At 41.6% G+C, this 14,439-nt stretch carries 18 protein-coding genes; all 18 read right to left on the bottom strand.

Annotated elements, in window-relative coordinates:
* Window position 1: 1 nt before the first annotated feature.
* The 18 genes from F4V45_RS06390 to motB all read right to left on the bottom strand — a co-directional run bounded on the left by F4V45_RS06390 (window position 2) and on the right by motB (window position 14,435).
* On the bottom strand, window positions 2–910 hold the full coding sequence (locus tag F4V45_RS06390) for a tetratricopeptide repeat protein (RefSeq protein ID WP_150337562.1): 909 nt from the start codon (window positions 908–910) through the stop codon (window positions 2–4).
* 22 nt (window positions 911–932) lie between these two features.
* A complete protein-coding gene (locus F4V45_RS06385; RefSeq protein ID WP_150337561.1) occupies window positions 933–1,421 on the bottom strand; it encodes an OmpA family protein in 489 nt (162 codons plus the stop codon).
* A 64-nt stretch (window positions 1,422–1,485) separates the two neighbouring features.
* Window positions 1,486–2,739, bottom strand: a complete 1,254-nt coding sequence (gene tolB / locus F4V45_RS06380; RefSeq protein ID WP_150337560.1) for a Tol-Pal system protein TolB — start codon at window positions 2,737–2,739, stop codon at window positions 1,486–1,488.
* Between the two features lie 12 nt (window positions 2,740–2,751).
* Window positions 2,752–3,465, bottom strand: a complete 714-nt coding sequence (locus F4V45_RS06375) for an energy transducer TonB (RefSeq protein ID WP_150337559.1) — start codon at window positions 3,463–3,465, stop codon at window positions 2,752–2,754.
* Complete coding sequence (locus tag F4V45_RS06370; RefSeq protein ID WP_023930218.1) at window positions 3,458–3,859, bottom strand: ExbD/TolR family protein; 402 nt, start codon at window positions 3,857–3,859, stop codon at window positions 3,458–3,460. Before F4V45_RS06370 ends, F4V45_RS06375 begins: the two co-directional genes overlap by 8 nt.
* 9 nt (window positions 3,860–3,868) lie before the next feature.
* The gene (locus F4V45_RS06365) at window positions 3,869–4,426 is read right to left on the bottom strand and encodes a MotA/TolQ/ExbB proton channel family protein (protein ID WP_150337558.1); all 558 of its coding nucleotides are present in this window, start codon (window positions 4,424–4,426) and stop codon (window positions 3,869–3,871) included.
* Complete coding sequence (gene atpC / locus F4V45_RS06360; protein ID WP_023930215.1) at window positions 4,426–4,815, bottom strand: ATP synthase F1 subunit epsilon; 390 nt, start codon at window positions 4,813–4,815, stop codon at window positions 4,426–4,428. Before atpC ends, F4V45_RS06365 begins: the two co-directional genes overlap by 1 nt.
* An 11-nt stretch (window positions 4,816–4,826) precedes the next feature.
* Window positions 4,827–6,224, bottom strand: coding sequence for a F0F1 ATP synthase subunit beta (gene atpD, locus F4V45_RS06355; RefSeq protein WP_150337557.1), 1,398 nt, complete (start codon window positions 6,222–6,224; stop codon window positions 4,827–4,829).
* 26 nt (window positions 6,225–6,250) lie between these two features.
* Window positions 6,251–7,159 carry an ATP synthase F1 subunit gamma gene (gene atpG / locus F4V45_RS06350; protein ID WP_150337556.1) on the bottom strand — a complete coding sequence of 303 codons (909 nt, stop codon included), beginning with the start codon at window positions 7,157–7,159 and terminating at the stop codon, window positions 6,251–6,253.
* Between the two features lie 19 nt (window positions 7,160–7,178).
* A complete protein-coding gene (gene atpA / locus F4V45_RS06345; protein ID WP_023930210.1) occupies window positions 7,179–8,690 on the bottom strand; it encodes a F0F1 ATP synthase subunit alpha in 1,512 nt (503 codons plus the stop codon).
* A gap of 41 nt (window positions 8,691–8,731) precedes the next feature.
* Window positions 8,732–9,259 (bottom strand): F0F1 ATP synthase subunit delta, encoded by a 528-nt coding sequence (locus F4V45_RS06340; RefSeq protein ID WP_150337555.1) that lies wholly within the window; start codon window positions 9,257–9,259, stop codon window positions 8,732–8,734.
* Window positions 9,259–9,783: a F0F1 ATP synthase subunit B gene (locus F4V45_RS06335; RefSeq protein ID WP_170235196.1), complete on the bottom strand. Its 525-nt coding sequence runs from the start codon at window positions 9,781–9,783 to the stop codon at window positions 9,259–9,261. Before F4V45_RS06335 ends, F4V45_RS06340 begins: the two co-directional genes overlap by 1 nt.
* 13 nt (window positions 9,784–9,796) lie before the next feature.
* Window positions 9,797–10,225: a F0F1 ATP synthase subunit B family protein gene (locus F4V45_RS06330; protein ID WP_150337553.1), complete on the bottom strand. Its 429-nt coding sequence runs from the start codon at window positions 10,223–10,225 to the stop codon at window positions 9,797–9,799.
* A gap of 54 nt (window positions 10,226–10,279) precedes the next feature.
* Window positions 10,280–11,149, bottom strand: coding sequence for a ParB/RepB/Spo0J family partition protein (locus F4V45_RS06325; RefSeq protein WP_150337552.1), 870 nt, complete (start codon window positions 11,147–11,149; stop codon window positions 10,280–10,282).
* 1 nt (window position 11,150) lies between these two features.
* Window positions 11,151–11,945, bottom strand: coding sequence for a ParA family protein (locus F4V45_RS06320; protein WP_150337551.1), 795 nt, complete (start codon window positions 11,943–11,945; stop codon window positions 11,151–11,153).
* Between the two features lie 3 nt (window positions 11,946–11,948).
* Window positions 11,949–12,608: a biotin--[acetyl-CoA-carboxylase] ligase gene (locus F4V45_RS06315; protein WP_150337550.1), complete on the bottom strand. Its 660-nt coding sequence runs from the start codon at window positions 12,606–12,608 to the stop codon at window positions 11,949–11,951.
* Entirely contained in the window at window positions 12,602–13,552 is a 951-nt protein-coding gene (fmt, locus tag F4V45_RS06310) for a methionyl-tRNA formyltransferase (protein ID WP_150337549.1), read from the bottom strand. Before fmt ends, F4V45_RS06315 begins: the two co-directional genes overlap by 7 nt.
* 73 nt (window positions 13,553–13,625) lie before the next feature.
* Window positions 13,626–14,435, bottom strand: a complete 810-nt coding sequence (gene motB, locus F4V45_RS06305) for a flagellar motor protein MotB (RefSeq protein WP_150337548.1) — start codon at window positions 14,433–14,435, stop codon at window positions 13,626–13,628.
* Window positions 14,436–14,439: the final 4 nt, after the last annotated feature.

The raw sequence follows: 14,439 nt of genomic DNA, 5'->3' as shown, positions 1-14,439 counted from the left end.
CTTACCCTTTGCTTGTGTTTTGTCGTAGATTCTTGGCTTTCTTACCTTGCTCAGATTCCGGATATAGCCGGATGAGAGAATCCAAGAATTTATTGTAGTTATCCATATCTTTAGAATACCTAAAAGCCCACGCGGTATGCCACAGAAGGATAGGCATATAGCTGGCTTTATCATCTATGGATGCACTTTTTTTATAAAAACCTATCGCTTCTGCAAATTTGCCGCGTTGATATTCAATCTCTCCAAGCATATATAAAGATGTCGCAGGTCTGTAATTGCGCTGCACAAGCCACTCATAGCGTTTTTTAGATTCTAGGAGCTTCTTCTCCTTATAGAGCTTTCTAGCTTCATCAAACACTTCTTTATGGCTTAATTTTGTAAAAGCTTCAGCCCGACTTCCTGTATCTGCCTGCTTGGTGCTGGGCTTATCGGTCTGCGATTTTAAGCTCGACTTGGATTGCCCTGAAGACTCAGCCCTAAGCTCCGCTAAAATTTCTTGGTTTAGCTTGGTTGTAAGTGTGGTTAAATCACTAAGCTTAGCATTGAGCTGATCAATAGCCTTTTGCATATCTGCGATAGTGGCACTATGCTGCTTTACTAACTCCCCCTGATAATCAAGACTTGACTGCAAACTTTGTATGCTTGTCTCTTGCTTTCCTATAGTATCAAGCAATGATTTAATACGCAAAGCCTGCCCATCTAAAACACTCTGCATTCCATCTATAGACTGCTCAAGCGTTTGGATTCTAGCACTATAATCAATCGCTAGATTTTCAAGATTCTTGTTAGTAGATTGAAGTGTTTTGAGCTCTTTCTTGGTCGCACCACTCTGCAGCTCAAAGGCTGATGGCTCGCCCCAAAGGGCTGCCACAGAAAGCAATAAGCACGGGTGGAATCTATTGTATTTCACTTATGTTGCTTTAATTACAAAATTATTTCGAAATTTTCACATCAGACCGGCGATTTTTTTGGTAGCAATCCTTTGTTTTATCCATACAAATAGGCTTACTCTCACCAAAACTTACAACACGAACAGCATCTTTACCAACACCCTTTACAACAAGCGCATCGCGCACAGCAATTGCACGCTTTGTCCCAAGAGCATAGTTGTATTCATCTGTCCCAAATTCATCAGTATTACCCTCGATTACTAGCTGGATAGATTCTTGATCCTTAACGCGACTGGCGATATCATCAACCACAGATTGCATATCAGTCCTAATGACAAACTTATCAAAATCAAAATACACACTACCAAGCAAATCTCCAGACTCTCCTGATGAAGCACCGACTGCAGGCTCATTGGGAGTTGTGCTCGCGCCGCTTTCGCCCGTCCCCACTACATTAACTTTTTCCTTTGGACATCCAGTCAGCATAAAAAGTGCTGCAAATACACCAATAACCGCAATTGTTTTCTTCATTTCAAGCTCCTTGTGAGATTTAAGCTTAGATTATACCAAAGCTTTTTGTTTTTACTCCATTTACTTACCAATCAAACGACTGGATATTGGCTTTATTAAGCGGGAATAAGTAGCTTTTATTATAATCAAGCCTAATTACACCCAATGCTGTTTGCCCAGATGTATGCTTTAAAAACATCACACTCCCACCATCTTTAGAAAATCTTGGCATTTGATTGTTGCCTATCGCAGTCAATCGTCTAATATAATCCGTCTTAGTTGAAATAAGATAGATATTAAAGGTATTGGCACCAAACTCATTATCACTCTCCCTGCTTGAGTAAGCTACATAGTCTCTATAGGCTGTGATGGAGTTGTTGTTTCGTCCGTGATAGACCACCTGCTCTGCTGGAGCGTCAATATCAAGTTTTTTTGAATAAATATTGGCATAGCCAGATCGATCCGATACAAACACCATAGATCTTTCATTATCAATGAAGTAGCCTGACACATCAATACCAGAATACTTGGTAAGCTGAGAGATTTCTTTACTTGCCACATTATAAAGATAAATATCTGGCTGGTGCTTTGGTGCCAAAGTAATTAGGAGATTCTGCCCATCTCTGCTGACATCAGACACCGCCGCCATACCATCACTATCAATAATCTGTTCAGATCTCCCACTATGAATGTTGTATTTTATAATTGTGGGGTGCGCAAGATACTTAGTAAAATAAAATTCTTGCTGTGTAGAATCTGCCCATTTTGGGAAAATATTTAATCCGCCAGTAACTATTGTGCGATTATATGTAAGTGTATAGTCGCTTAAGACTATATTTGCCCGCCCGGAGCCTGTATATTGAGAGTAGATCACATAACGATTCATCCAAGCAATCGTTGGTGCTTTAATATAAGCATTAATATCAATTGCCATTTTATGTGCCACAAAAGGATAGAGAGTAGAATCAGAGAGCTGATAGGTTTTGTTGATCTTGAGAGCAGATGAGTTACTATCATAAACTAATATTGTCGCCTTGAGAATCTTGTTTTCTTTAATAACCTGCACAATAGCTACAAGATCAATTTTCTTTGCTTGATAGGCACTAAAATCTATAGAGTCTTTGGCATATATTGCGCCATCTGTTGGTTCAAAATGCCCAGAGACATTCAAGTCTCCCAAGAGAATTTTGTAAATCTTTTTAGCCAGTAAGGATTCTCCACTACTGATATATCCAATTTCTATTTTTGGTGTCTTTTGTCCCGATTTGACAATATCAATCGTCGCATCTGCACCAAACAAACCACACATCAACGACACAATCAACAAAAAACTTCTCATAGCACCCCTTTGTTATTTGAGTCTAAAATTAACCTCTATCTCAATCACCCTGCCTTTTGGATAAGGCGGGAGCCTATCTTGCTTCAAAGACTCTAGGAGATCAATCACACTTTGATTATAATCTTCATATGGAGAAAGCTTTGTAACGCGATAATAAAAACTTCCAGTATTTGTTATACGAAGCAAAACACTAACTTCTGCATCTTGGTAATATTTTGACTGCCACTTGCGGTAGATTATATCATAAATTTTGCCAAACCATTCGTTATATTCGCCATCTGCAAACTCTGGAGAAATAGTTTGAGACTGCACATCAAGAGTTCTATTTTCCATTGCACTCAAGTTGGAATTAAGCTTTTCAAGCTGCTGTTGAATAGCTTGTAATTTGCTAGAATCTTTCTTATCTCTCGTATTTTTAGCATTTACACTACGATCATCTCCACTCTCTTTCGCCGATGCTGTCATATCTGGAATTGTTGAAAAAATATCTTTAATGCCTGTCCCTTCAAGATGTGTTCCAGAATCTTTTTTATTATCTTGGGGTATTTCAATCGAAGTAAGATCAATAGCCACCATCTGCTCCATCATTGTATCAGCACGAGGTGCATACTTCGTCATAAAAATGGGGGAAAGCGTCAATAATAGCACAAAAACAACGATGCTATAAAAAACAAATGCACCTACACCACTCCAAACAAGCAAAAACTCCTGCTTATGCTCACCCATTTGTCACCAAAGAAATTTTATTAAACCCTGCCTCTTTAACACTCTTTAAAATATACATAACACTTTCATAGCTTAGATCCTTATCGGCGCGAATAGAAATTGAGGTATCCTTTTTGCTGTATTGCTTTGCCAACAAATTAAAACTATCTGGAAACATTTTATAATCATAAGTGCTGTTTTTAATATAGATTTTTTTCTGTTTGTCGATGCGAATATCAAGTATGTTATTTTGGGCTTTTTTTGCTGTTTTACTACCCTTGGGAAGAGTAATATCCTCCTGATATACTATAGTGGGCGTTGTAACCATAAGAATAGCCAACAAGACAAGCATAATATCTACAAGTGGGGTAATATTTAACTCTGGCTTATCCTCCCACAAAAACTGCTCATCCATAACAAATACCTACTTCGCAGATGATAGATAATCAATTTGCATTTGTATATAAACACCCAGATCATATACCTTTCGCTTAAGAATCAAAAAGAAAGTGTATGCAGGTATCGCTGTTAAGATTCCAGCTGCAGTAGCAATTAGAGCTTTTGATATTACAGGAGCAATAACATCAAAAGAAACTTGACCACCACTGCCAAGCCTACCAAAAGCATCAAGAATTTCTACAACTGTCCCAAACAACCCAATAAAGGGAGATGTAGAAGCAATAATACTAAGAAAGGAAAGCCCTGTTGTAGAATGCCTGATCATCTTATTTTTCCACAAAGAAAAAAACCCAGAAGAAGCACTTCCATCGGTAGCACTGATAAATATCGCATCTCTTGGGAGTCTCTGCTCACCTTGCAGAATCGCTTCCAGCGAACTCTGCTCATCTCTTACCATCTTTGCAATACTAATATACTTATAAAAAAATATCCACAAAGTTGCGAAGCAATAAACAGAGAGCCAGCATAATGTAATGATTGTAATTAAACTAGACTCTTCAAAAAACTGAAAAATAGAACCCATTAGAAACGACTTTTTGCAACATGTTCAATTCTTGACACAACAGAATAAATAGCAACCTTATCGTTAGAAGCACTCTCAAGCAACTCCTTGGCACTAGCAATTGCCTCTGATACTCCAGTCTCATTTTGTCCGCCAATAGCCACCGCACCATTTGCAATAATATCCACCTTTGAAGATGTTACTTCAGCATACCCCCAATCAATGGCGACTAACTCCCTTGATTGTCCCTGAAAAATCTCAATCACACCCGCTTTTAACAAGGAAAGAAGGTTAGAGTGCCCATATAAAACGCCAAACTCCCCATCTACACCGGGCATTGTTATGCTATCCACATCACCAGAGAAAATCTCCCCATAAGGAGTAACAATACTTACTGCAAGTTTTTTCATCACTGCTCTCTTTAAGATTTCATTTTTTCTGCTTTATCTATAGCTTCCTGAATATTCCCAACCATATAAAACGCATTTTCTGGTATGTGATCATACTTACCATCAAGAATACCTTTGAAACCTTCCAGCGTCTCTTCAAGGGTTACATATTTTCCCGGACTCCCTGTAAATACTTCAGCGACAAAGAATGGCTGAGATAAAAATTTCTCAATTTTCCTAGCTCTCTCAACCGTCTTCTTATCTTCCTCTGAGAGCTCATCCATACCCAAAATAGCGATAATATCCTGCAAATCTTTATATTTTTGAAGGATTTGCTGAATCCCAGTCGCTACCTTATAGTGATCTTCTCCAACAATCTGAGGATCTAGAATCCTTGATGTAGAATCCAATGGATCAACTGCAGGATAAATACCCTTTTCCGCAATTTTTCTATTTAGAACCGTAGTTGCATCAAGATGTGAAAAAACAGATGCTGGAGCGGGGTCTGTCAAATCGTCAGCTGGAACATAAACTGCCTGGACAGAAGTAATCGACCCTTTCTTAGTGGAAGTAATACGCTCTTGCAATTTCCCCATTTCACTCGCAAGTGTCGGCTGATAACCAACGGCTGATGGGATTCTACCCAAGAGCGCAGACATTTCGGCACCAGATTGCGCATAGCGGAAAATATTATCAATAAACATCAAAACATCAAGCCCCTTTTCATCACGGAAATACTCCGCCATAGTAAGTCCAGTAAAGGCGATTCTGTTTCTTGCTCCGGGTGGCTCATTCATCTGCCCATAACACAGAGCAACTTTATCTAAAACACCACCCTCTTTCATTTCGTGATATAGGTCATTCCCCTCACGCGTCCGCTCTCCAACTCCAGCAAATACCGAGTAGCCGCTATGCTTATATGCAACATTGTGGATAAGCTCCATAATAACAACAGTCTTACCTACACCAGCCCCACCAAATAGCCCAACTTTACCACCTTTAGAATACGGAGCAAGCAAATCTACCACTTTGATACCTGTCTCAAACATTTCCGTCTTTGTGCTTTGGTTTTCGAATTTTGGTGCTTCTCTGTGAATAGGCCACTTCAAATCGGTCTCGACAGGCTCTCCACCATCTACAACCTCTCCAACAACATTAAAGATTCTGCCAAGCACTTCCTCGCCAACCGGAACCTCTATCATCTTGCCTCTTGCTACGGCTGCTTGCCCCCTTGTCAAACCTTCTGTCATATCCATAGCGATAGTTCGCACCCTATTATCACCTAGGTGTGCAGCAACCTCCAGCACCAGACTCTTTTTCTCCCCATCAAAATCATAAAACACATCAAGTGCTTCATTAATCGAAGGGAGATATGAATCGAAATCCACATCAACTACCGGACCCATTACTTGAACAATTTTTCCTTGCATACTTACGCTCCTTTCCAAATATTAAGTTACTTCATCGCTTCAACGCCAGCATTAATCTCTACAAGCTCAGTCGTAATAGATTCCTGCCGCGCCTTATTGTATGAGATGGTTAAATCTCTTACAAGCTCACCAGCATTTTTTGTGGCTGCATCCATAGCCTGCATTCTCGCACTGTGCTCGGCTGCCAAAGAGTCTATCAATGCATAATACATATTATACTCGACATATCTCTGCGCCAACTGGTCCAATACCATATCCTCTTCTTCATCAGGTTCAATATTAACAATATTATCTGCAGGAGGCACTACTTCACTCCCCGCTTGAATATCCAAACCTAATGGCAAGATACTTTTCACCTTAAGCTCTTGGGAAATCTTATTCCTGAAGCCATTGTGAATTAAAATAACTTCATCGGTCAATCCATCTAAATAATCCTGCGCTACTTTATGGATAAACTCACTTGATTTCTCATAGTCTGGACTCGAGCTAAGCCCCACAATTTTATCCAAAATCTCAATCTCATTAAAAGTAAAATACGCTATACCCTTTTTGCCTATACCACGCAATCTTACTTTGATTCCCTTGGATTTAAGGTCTGTAATCAATCTAATAACCTCTTTGATTGTCGTTGCATTAAATCCGCCACACAAACCCTTATCGGCAGTTACAAATACAATATCAACCTTTTTAATCTCTCTACGCTTCGCATTTACAAAAAAACTGCTATTGATATTATCCAATCCTCTCACTTGAATCTTTGAGACAATATCTTCAAAAATATCATTGAGCTTGTTTGCATAGATACGAGATCGCTTTGCCATTTCTTCAGCTTTTTTCAACTTCGATGTAGAGACCAACTTCATTGCACGCGTAGTCTTTTGGGTATTCTTTACGCTCTCAATTTTCGTTTTTATCTCTTTTAAGTTATTTCCCATATCTCACTCCATCCTACTACTAACTAAAGCTAAGTTTATACTCTTCAATAGCCTTTGCCAAAGCAGCTTCCAAATCTTTGTCTAGAGCCTTTTTACTACGAATTTCCTCGAAAATCTTGGGATACTTAGCTTCTATAAAAGGGTAAAGTTCATTTTCAAACTCCACAACACGATTCACAGGAATATCATCTAAAAATCCCTTAGCTCCCGCAAAAACAACAACAACTTGCTTCTCAATCGCCAATGGAGAATATGGTGGCTGCTTAAGCACTTCAACCATTCTCTGCCCTCTCTCAAGCTGCTTGCGACTTGTCTCATCAAGGTCGGAGGCAAACTGCGAGAACGCCTGAAGCTCTCGATATTGCGCCAAATCAAGACGCAATGTCCCAGCTACTTGCTTTGTCGCCTTAATCTGTGCCGCACCTCCAACGCGAGAAACAGAGAGTCCAACATTAATAGCCGGTCGCACACCCGAATTAAATAGATTTGTTTCCAAAAATATCTGCCCATCAGTAATGGAAATGACATTTGTAGGAATATAAGCTGAAATATCCCCAGCTTGTGTCTCAATAATTGGCAAAGCAGTCAAAGAGCCCGCCCCCTTCTCATCAGACAATTTAGCCGCTCTCTCCAACAAACGAGAATGGATATAAAAAACATCTCCCGGAAATGCTTCACGCCCCGGAGGTCTGCGCAAAATCAAGCTCATCTCTCGATAAGCGACAGCGTGCTTACTCAAATCATCGTAAATAATAAGAGCGTGGCGAGCATTATCCCTAAAATACTCACCAATTGTTACGCCTGTATAAGGAGCAAGATACTGCATAGCAGCAGAAGAAGAAGCAGGAGCATTAACAATAACAGTATATTCCATCGCGCCGTGCTCCTCAAGCTTACGCACAACTTGTGCAACGGTAGATTCTTTTTGTCCTATTGCAACATAAATACAAATGACATCTTGCCCTTTTTGATTAATGATTGTATCAATCGCCACTGTCGTCTTTCCTGTCTGCCTATCACCGATAATCAACTCTCTTTGTCCTCGACCAATTGGCACGAGCGCATCAATAGCTTTGATACCGGTCTGCAATGGCTCATGGACCGACTTCCTATCCATAATGCCGGGCGCCTTCTGCTCAACAAATCGAAACTCACTTGCTTCGATAGCACCTTTTCCATCAATAGGCTCACCAACAGTATTAATTACACGACCAACAACACCATCTCCAACAGGAACCTTCATAAGACGCTTAAGGCGCTTTACAGACATTCCCTCCCGTATATTGTTTCCACTGCCGAGAATAACGACCCCCACATTTCCTTCTTCCAAGTTGGAAGCCAATCCCAAATCACCAGTCTCAAACTCAACCATCTCATAGGACATAACATTCTTCAAGCCATAAACTTTAGCAACGCCATCTGCGTAGCCGATAACTTTACCTGTTTCGGATATGTCAATACCAACATCAAAACTACTGATCTTATCTTTAATGATTGAGCTAATTTCCTCTGCTTTCAGTTTTTGTACCACTTGCACACTCCTTTAATTTGGTGTAATTTTATGTAAATAGTTTATATGGATCTTAAGATATAAGCCTTAAGATCATCAAAAAATCTTTTCTTGAGAAAAGACACCTCTATGCCCAAATCCTGGACAACCAAGCGAATGCCATCGACCTTTGTCGCAGACTGCTCAATGTGCAATTGAACTCCCAGTTTAGCAGAAAGACTTTTAGCCACATTGGCAATCGTGCTAGAATCTAAATTTTTAGGCGCACACAAAACAGCCTTGTAACTATTTTCAAGCGCACGCAAGTATCTCTCTAGCACACTATCCACAAAGGGAATAATATCAACACGATTATTCTCTATCAGCAAATCAAGAAAAGCATCCAACTGCTTATCATCATCAAACAATGACAATAGCAATTCTTTCTTCTTCGTCTTCCCTACATAAGGAGACCGGATAATATCCCTAAAATTCTCTACACAAAAAGCCTGTGAAGCCTGCGAAAATAATTTAGACACACGCTCCAAATCCTCTCTATTAAAACACTGAATAAGAGCCTGAGCGTATTTCTTAGCAATAATCTCTTCCATCACGCTACCTTCTTACTTAAGATTCTTACATACTCTTGTGTATCAATATCTGCTTCATTGCTATTAAACAGCTCTTTTAATACCGACTCTACAAGCTCAACTCGAGCTTTTCTCTGCTCAAAAAACATTAACGACTCACTTGAATGAATAAGATTTTCTATATCAGCACTACACTGCTCTTCATACTTCTGTGCTATTATCACTGCTTCCTTCTTCGCAGTAGCAATAATATCCGCTGCTTTCTTTTGTGCCTCCTCAAGCTGTTTCTGCGCCTGCTCCCTGCTTTTCCTTGCTTCATTGATCTTTTCTTGAGCCTGCTCAAAACGACTGCTGATAGCCTGCTGGCGATTTTGAAGCAAGGCTTTTAGTCTATGAGCGCCCAAATACCACAATATGGCAAGAAAAATCGCAAAATTTATCACTCTCTCGCTGAAATCGGTATGAGCTATATCCACCCCGCCATCAGCGCAAGCCACAGCAACAAAACCGATTAACACAAAACCACATCGAAGAAAAAATTTCACCACCTTATCCCCCTTATATCTGCTGAATCTTACTCTTAAGTGCCGACTCAAAGCCCGCCATGTCTGCCAACAACTCCTGCCTCACCTGATATTTTTGGCTTTCAAGATCAGCTCGAAAACTCTCTAGCTTTGCTTGAATCTCGCTAGTCTTTTTCTCCATTCTTGCATCATAATCAGCCTTGGCACTATCGATAGCGTCTTCAATGATCCTACTTGCCTGAGCCTTAGCATCGGCAAAGACAGAACGAATTTTTTCTTGGATTTCCTTCACTTCATTATCATCACTTACAGCCGATTCCATATCCTTGCGCAAGGAGTTTTCGCGCTCATCCATAAACCCTATCAGTGGCTTAAACAACCAAGTATTGAGTAAAAACATTGTTATGATGAACACCACGAAAACTAACAACATCAGCCACGGATCAGGAATTGTAATACTCATCTCTATCCTTTCTTAACGATCAACTACATCAATTCTAACAACCCAAAACTTAAATTAAGATTTTAATTTTTTAATTAACTGAATAATTGCGTCTTTTTTGGGCTGGATAATCACTTTACCTTGAGAAATCTTAGCTTGCACACCAAGATCAGTAAGCGCGGCAAGCAACTCCTTTAGCACCTTACTATCTGCGCTAGAGTCTTGCTTTTTTGTAACACTATGCTTATTTTTAGGATCTAAATGCTTTAGATCTTTGACTAGCTGCTCCGTTTCTCGCACAGAGAGCCTCTGTCCAACGATAGAATCCGCAAGAACCTTTTGTTCATTTTCTTCCAAACCTACCATTACTTTTGCGTGTCCTTGCGTAATTTTGTTTTGGACAATTAGGTCCTGCACATATCCGCATAGCTCCAAAATCCGCATTGTATTGGTGATTTGAGCGCGCGACTTCTTAAGCTTTGCAGCAAGCTCTTCGTGCGTAATTTTATACTCATTGATTAGCTCTTGATAAGAATGCGCCAAATCAAGCGGATTTAGATTCTCGCGCTGGATATTCTCGATGATTGCTAGCTCGCGTAGCCTACTCCTATCAATGTATTCGTTAGCTACGACCGCCTTAATCGTGCTTTTTCCTGCAATTTTACTAGCCCGCAGTCTGCGCTCTCCAGCGATGAGAAAATACTCCCCTTCATCATCATAGACGAGAATTGGCTGCAAAAGCCCGTGCTCAACAATAGAATCTGCCAAATCATTGAGCGCATCGCTATCAAAGCTCTTTCTAGGCTGGAATGGGTTTGGCTGGATAATATCAACACTAAGCTCGATGATGGACTCCGTGTATTCGCTTAAATTCTTCTCATAAGCATTCTGCACCTCACCGAGAAGCTCCCCAAGCCCGCTACCAAGAGCATTTTTCTTCGCCAATCTACGCTCCTTGTAAAATCGCTTGGGCGAGATCTTGATACGCTATGCTACCGCTTGATTTAATGTCATAAAGCAAAATCGGCTTCCCAAAGCTAGGGGACTCTGCAAGCTTGACATTGCGCGGGATAATGATATAAGAGTCATCATCTTTGCCAGCTTTCTTAAACAGCTTAGAGTCAAAATGTCTAGACAAATCCGTGAATACCTGCTTAGAGAGATTATTCTGCGCGGAAAACATCGTAGGAAGCAAGCCGCGGATCTCTAGCGTTGGATTCACGCCATTATCCTTGAGCAGGCGGATTGTAGTAATGAGCTGCGCCAAGCCCTGAAGCGCATAATACTCGCACTGGATAGGAATGATCACAGAATTTGCCGCAGCAAGAGCATTGATTGTAAGCGGTCCAAGCGCAGGTGGAGAATCTATAATGATAAAGTCATAGTCATTCTCCACCTCAACAAGCTTTTTCTTCAAGATCAGCTCTCGCCCGCCCTTGTTAGTATAAAAGCTCTTCTCAATCCCAACAAGCCCAATGTCTGATGGCACAAGATCCATAAAGGGAATGTTGGTCTTTTTTATCACTTCAGAAATTTTCTTGCTCCCCATTAGCACGTGATAGACATTAAACTCTATATCAGATCGGCGAAATCCAAGACTTGTCGTAGCATTTGACTGCGCGTCAAAATCTATTAAAAGCACCTTTTTCTCTGCAATCGCCAGCGATGCAGCAAGATTCACAGCTGTTGTCGTTTTGCCAACACCGCCTTTTTGATTCGCCACAGTGATTACTTCATACATAGCCTACACTCCACACTCTCGTAAATTGTAAATCACCCTACCCCCAACATTCACGCTCCCATCTTCTAGCAAAAGCGCATCACGCAAAGAGACTCGCTCATCTCCTGTATGAAAGGCAAAAGGATAATTTCGCCAAAATTCTAGCTTATAATTGCTGAAAATTTGCTTCCAGCTTGGTGGATTTTGCAAAACTTCAAATAGCCTAGCAAAAAACCTCTCTTCATCAAGCAAAATATCGAGCGCACCGAACTTTCGGCTATCAAAATTCACCCCAATCCCACAGAGCAAAGCACCACGCCAACGCTCGATAAGAATCCCCCCAATCTTTTTCTCATCAATATAAAGATCATTTGGATACTTTAGCCACACTGATGAGCCAAATTCTCGCAAAATATCGCGTATAACGCAGCCTAAAAATATCGCCACGCTCTGTGCTGGCACATCATCTGGCAAAATGAGTGGGGCATTATAAGCAAATGAAAACATCAATGCCCGCTCATTTTCCCATACATTGCCGCGAGATCCGCGACCTTTGGTCTGCGATCTTGCTAGGACACATATCGGTGCGTGTAGATTAGATTCTAGTAACCTGCGCAGCTCATCTTGCGTAGAATCTACTCTCTCTCTTAAGATAAATCTAACGCCACAGATAGATTCTAGCACAGCACATCACCTACCCCAAGTCCCCTTGCGCGCAAAAATGCTCCAGCTTCCACGCGATTTTTACTAGGGGCTTGCAGCTCTTTTATAAGGAGTCTAGCCCCATCTCCACACGCGATGATACAAGGGCTAATGCTACAAATCTCCCCTGCGCATAAAGCAGACTTTGTTAGCGGTTGTTGCGCTGGATTGTGCTTGTGCGTGCTAGATTCTAGTGCTTCTCTCTCTAGTAGCTCTATACCAAATAGCTTCACCCCACTAGCTAGAAACACTCCGGGCCACGAGCTAAAGGCTAGCCATTTTTTATACACCAATTGCGCGCTACTAAAATCCACCAAGCCATCTTGCTTGCTAATCTTCTTGCAGTAAGTCGCTTTGCTGTGGTCTTGTGGCACAGGCACAATAGACGAAAATCTATCAATCACATCACAAAGCGTCTGCGCTCCAAGAGTCGCTAGATTCTGGCTTAAGGTGGCGTAAGTCGCGTGGCTATCTCTGGGGATTTTGGCTATGGCTAAAATATCCCCACTATCTAGCCCGCTATCCATACGCATAACGCTAATGCCAAACTCCCTATCATCGCTTAAGATCATCTGCTGGATCGGGCTAGCTCCACGATACAATGGGAGAATAGAAGCGTGCAGATTGATACAAGGTGCAAGGGACAAAATAGATTCTGGTAAGATCTTGCCATAAGCTACAACAACAATCATCGCAGGCTCATAGCTAGCTAGATTCTGGCGCACTTCATCATCTAGCACTTGTGGTTGTAGCACAGGGATATGCCTGCTCTGCGCCGCAAGCTTTATAGGAGATGGCGTGAGAATCTGCTTGCGCCCTACGGGCTTATCTGGCTGCGTGCAAACCACCACAATCTCATACCGCTCGCACAGCTGCCCAAACACCACGCGAGCAAACTCTGGCGTCCCCATAAACACAAGCTTCATTTACACTCCTACCCGCTAAATCCCACGCGCAATAGCCTAGGCTATCCAAGGTAGAATCTAGCCCCGCTAGATTCTACTGCTCACCAGCCCCATCACCAGCACCCGCACTATCTAGGACTGACTTAATCGTCCTAACACTGCTTGGAGAGCTAGAGAGAAAAATTTCCACGCGATTATTTTTCGCACGATTCTCTAATGTCGTATTTGGCGCGACAGGACTATATTTGCCATAAGATGAGTAAGATAGCTTCTCGGGATTCACACCATTTGTCAAAAGATTGCTCATCACAGCATACGCCCTAGCCGCAGCTAGCTCATAGAGATCTTTATACCTAGCATTGCTAGATAGCGGCTTATCAAGCGGCTTATCATCTGTATAGCCGCGCACATCGATCTTCACTTCAGGTGGAAGCTTATTGATAATCTCAGCGATCCTGCGCACATAAGTTATCATCTCTTCATTATTAAGATCCGCTCTCCCCTCTTCAAAGAGCAAGTCCGCTGGCAAGCGCAGGGTGATCCCCTGCTCGATTTGCTCTAGCACGCCACCTTCTTGGATTAGCATTTGGATCTGGGCGATACTATCCTTGACTGCGACTGCCGAAGCACTGCCATCTGCGGTTTGAGGCTTTTTACCCTCTGTATCTTCGCGCACCTCGCCCGGATCTGGTGGTCTCTGGAATATGGGCTGAAATACCGAAGACCTAGGTGGATTGGAAAAAGCTGTTACAAGTGCTTGGCTTAGGGCTTTTGCTTTAGAGCTCTCTGTGCTAGAGATCGCCCAAAGTGCGATAAAAAGCGCGAGCAAAAGTGAGAGAAAGTCCGCATAGGGGACCGCCCACTTCTCGCCAGCTGGACACTCTTGTGCTTTTTTCTTAGACATTAGA

Source organism: Helicobacter canis (assembly GCF_008693005.1).
GTDB classification, from domain to species: domain Bacteria; phylum Campylobacterota; class Campylobacteria; order Campylobacterales; family Helicobacteraceae; genus Helicobacter_B; species Helicobacter_B canis.
Note: the sequence above shows the minus strand (reverse complement) of the source record. Positions and strands in the feature narration are given on the sequence as shown.

What these genes read in the sequence shown, in the direction of transcription:
- F4V45_RS06340 (WP_150337555.1), bottom strand. Translation starts at nt 9,259, where the DNA reads ATGGAAGAGATTATTGCTAAGAAATACGCTCAGGCTCTTATTCAGTGT.
- atpC (WP_023930215.1), bottom strand. Translation starts at nt 4,815, where the DNA reads ATGAAAAAACTTGCAGTAAGTATTGTTACTCCTTATGGGGAGATTTTC.
- F4V45_RS06330 (WP_150337553.1), bottom strand. Translation starts at nt 10,225, where the DNA reads ATGAGTATTACAATTCCTGATCCGTGGCTGATGTTGTTAGTTTTCGTG.
- fmt (WP_150337549.1), bottom strand. Translation starts at nt 13,552, where the DNA reads ATGAAGCTTGTGTTTATGGGGACGCCAGAGTTTGCTCGCGTGGTGTTT.
- F4V45_RS06320 (WP_150337551.1), bottom strand. Translation starts at nt 11,945, where the DNA reads ATGTATGAAGTAATCACTGTGGCGAATCAAAAAGGCGGTGTTGGCAAA.
- tolB (WP_150337560.1), bottom strand. Translation starts at nt 2,739, where the DNA reads ATGAGAAGTTTTTTGTTGATTGTGTCGTTGATGTGTGGTTTGTTTGGT.
- F4V45_RS06385 (WP_150337561.1), bottom strand. Translation starts at nt 1,421, where the DNA reads ATGAAGAAAACAATTGCGGTTATTGGTGTATTTGCAGCACTTTTTATG.
- atpG (WP_150337556.1), bottom strand. Translation starts at nt 7,159, where the DNA reads ATGGGAAATAACTTAAAAGAGATAAAAACGAAAATTGAGAGCGTAAAG.
- F4V45_RS06370 (WP_023930218.1), bottom strand. Translation starts at nt 3,859, where the DNA reads ATGGATGAGCAGTTTTTGTGGGAGGATAAGCCAGAGTTAAATATTACC.
- F4V45_RS06365 (WP_150337558.1), bottom strand. Translation starts at nt 4,426, where the DNA reads ATGGGTTCTATTTTTCAGTTTTTTGAAGAGTCTAGTTTAATTACAATC.
- F4V45_RS06375 (WP_150337559.1), bottom strand. Translation starts at nt 3,465, where the DNA reads ATGGGTGAGCATAAGCAGGAGTTTTTGCTTGTTTGGAGTGGTGTAGGT.
- motB (WP_150337548.1), bottom strand. Translation starts at nt 14,435, where the DNA reads ATGTCTAAGAAAAAAGCACAAGAGTGTCCAGCTGGCGAGAAGTGGGCG.
- atpD (WP_150337557.1), bottom strand. Translation starts at nt 6,224, where the DNA reads ATGCAAGGAAAAATTGTTCAAGTAATGGGTCCGGTAGTTGATGTGGAT.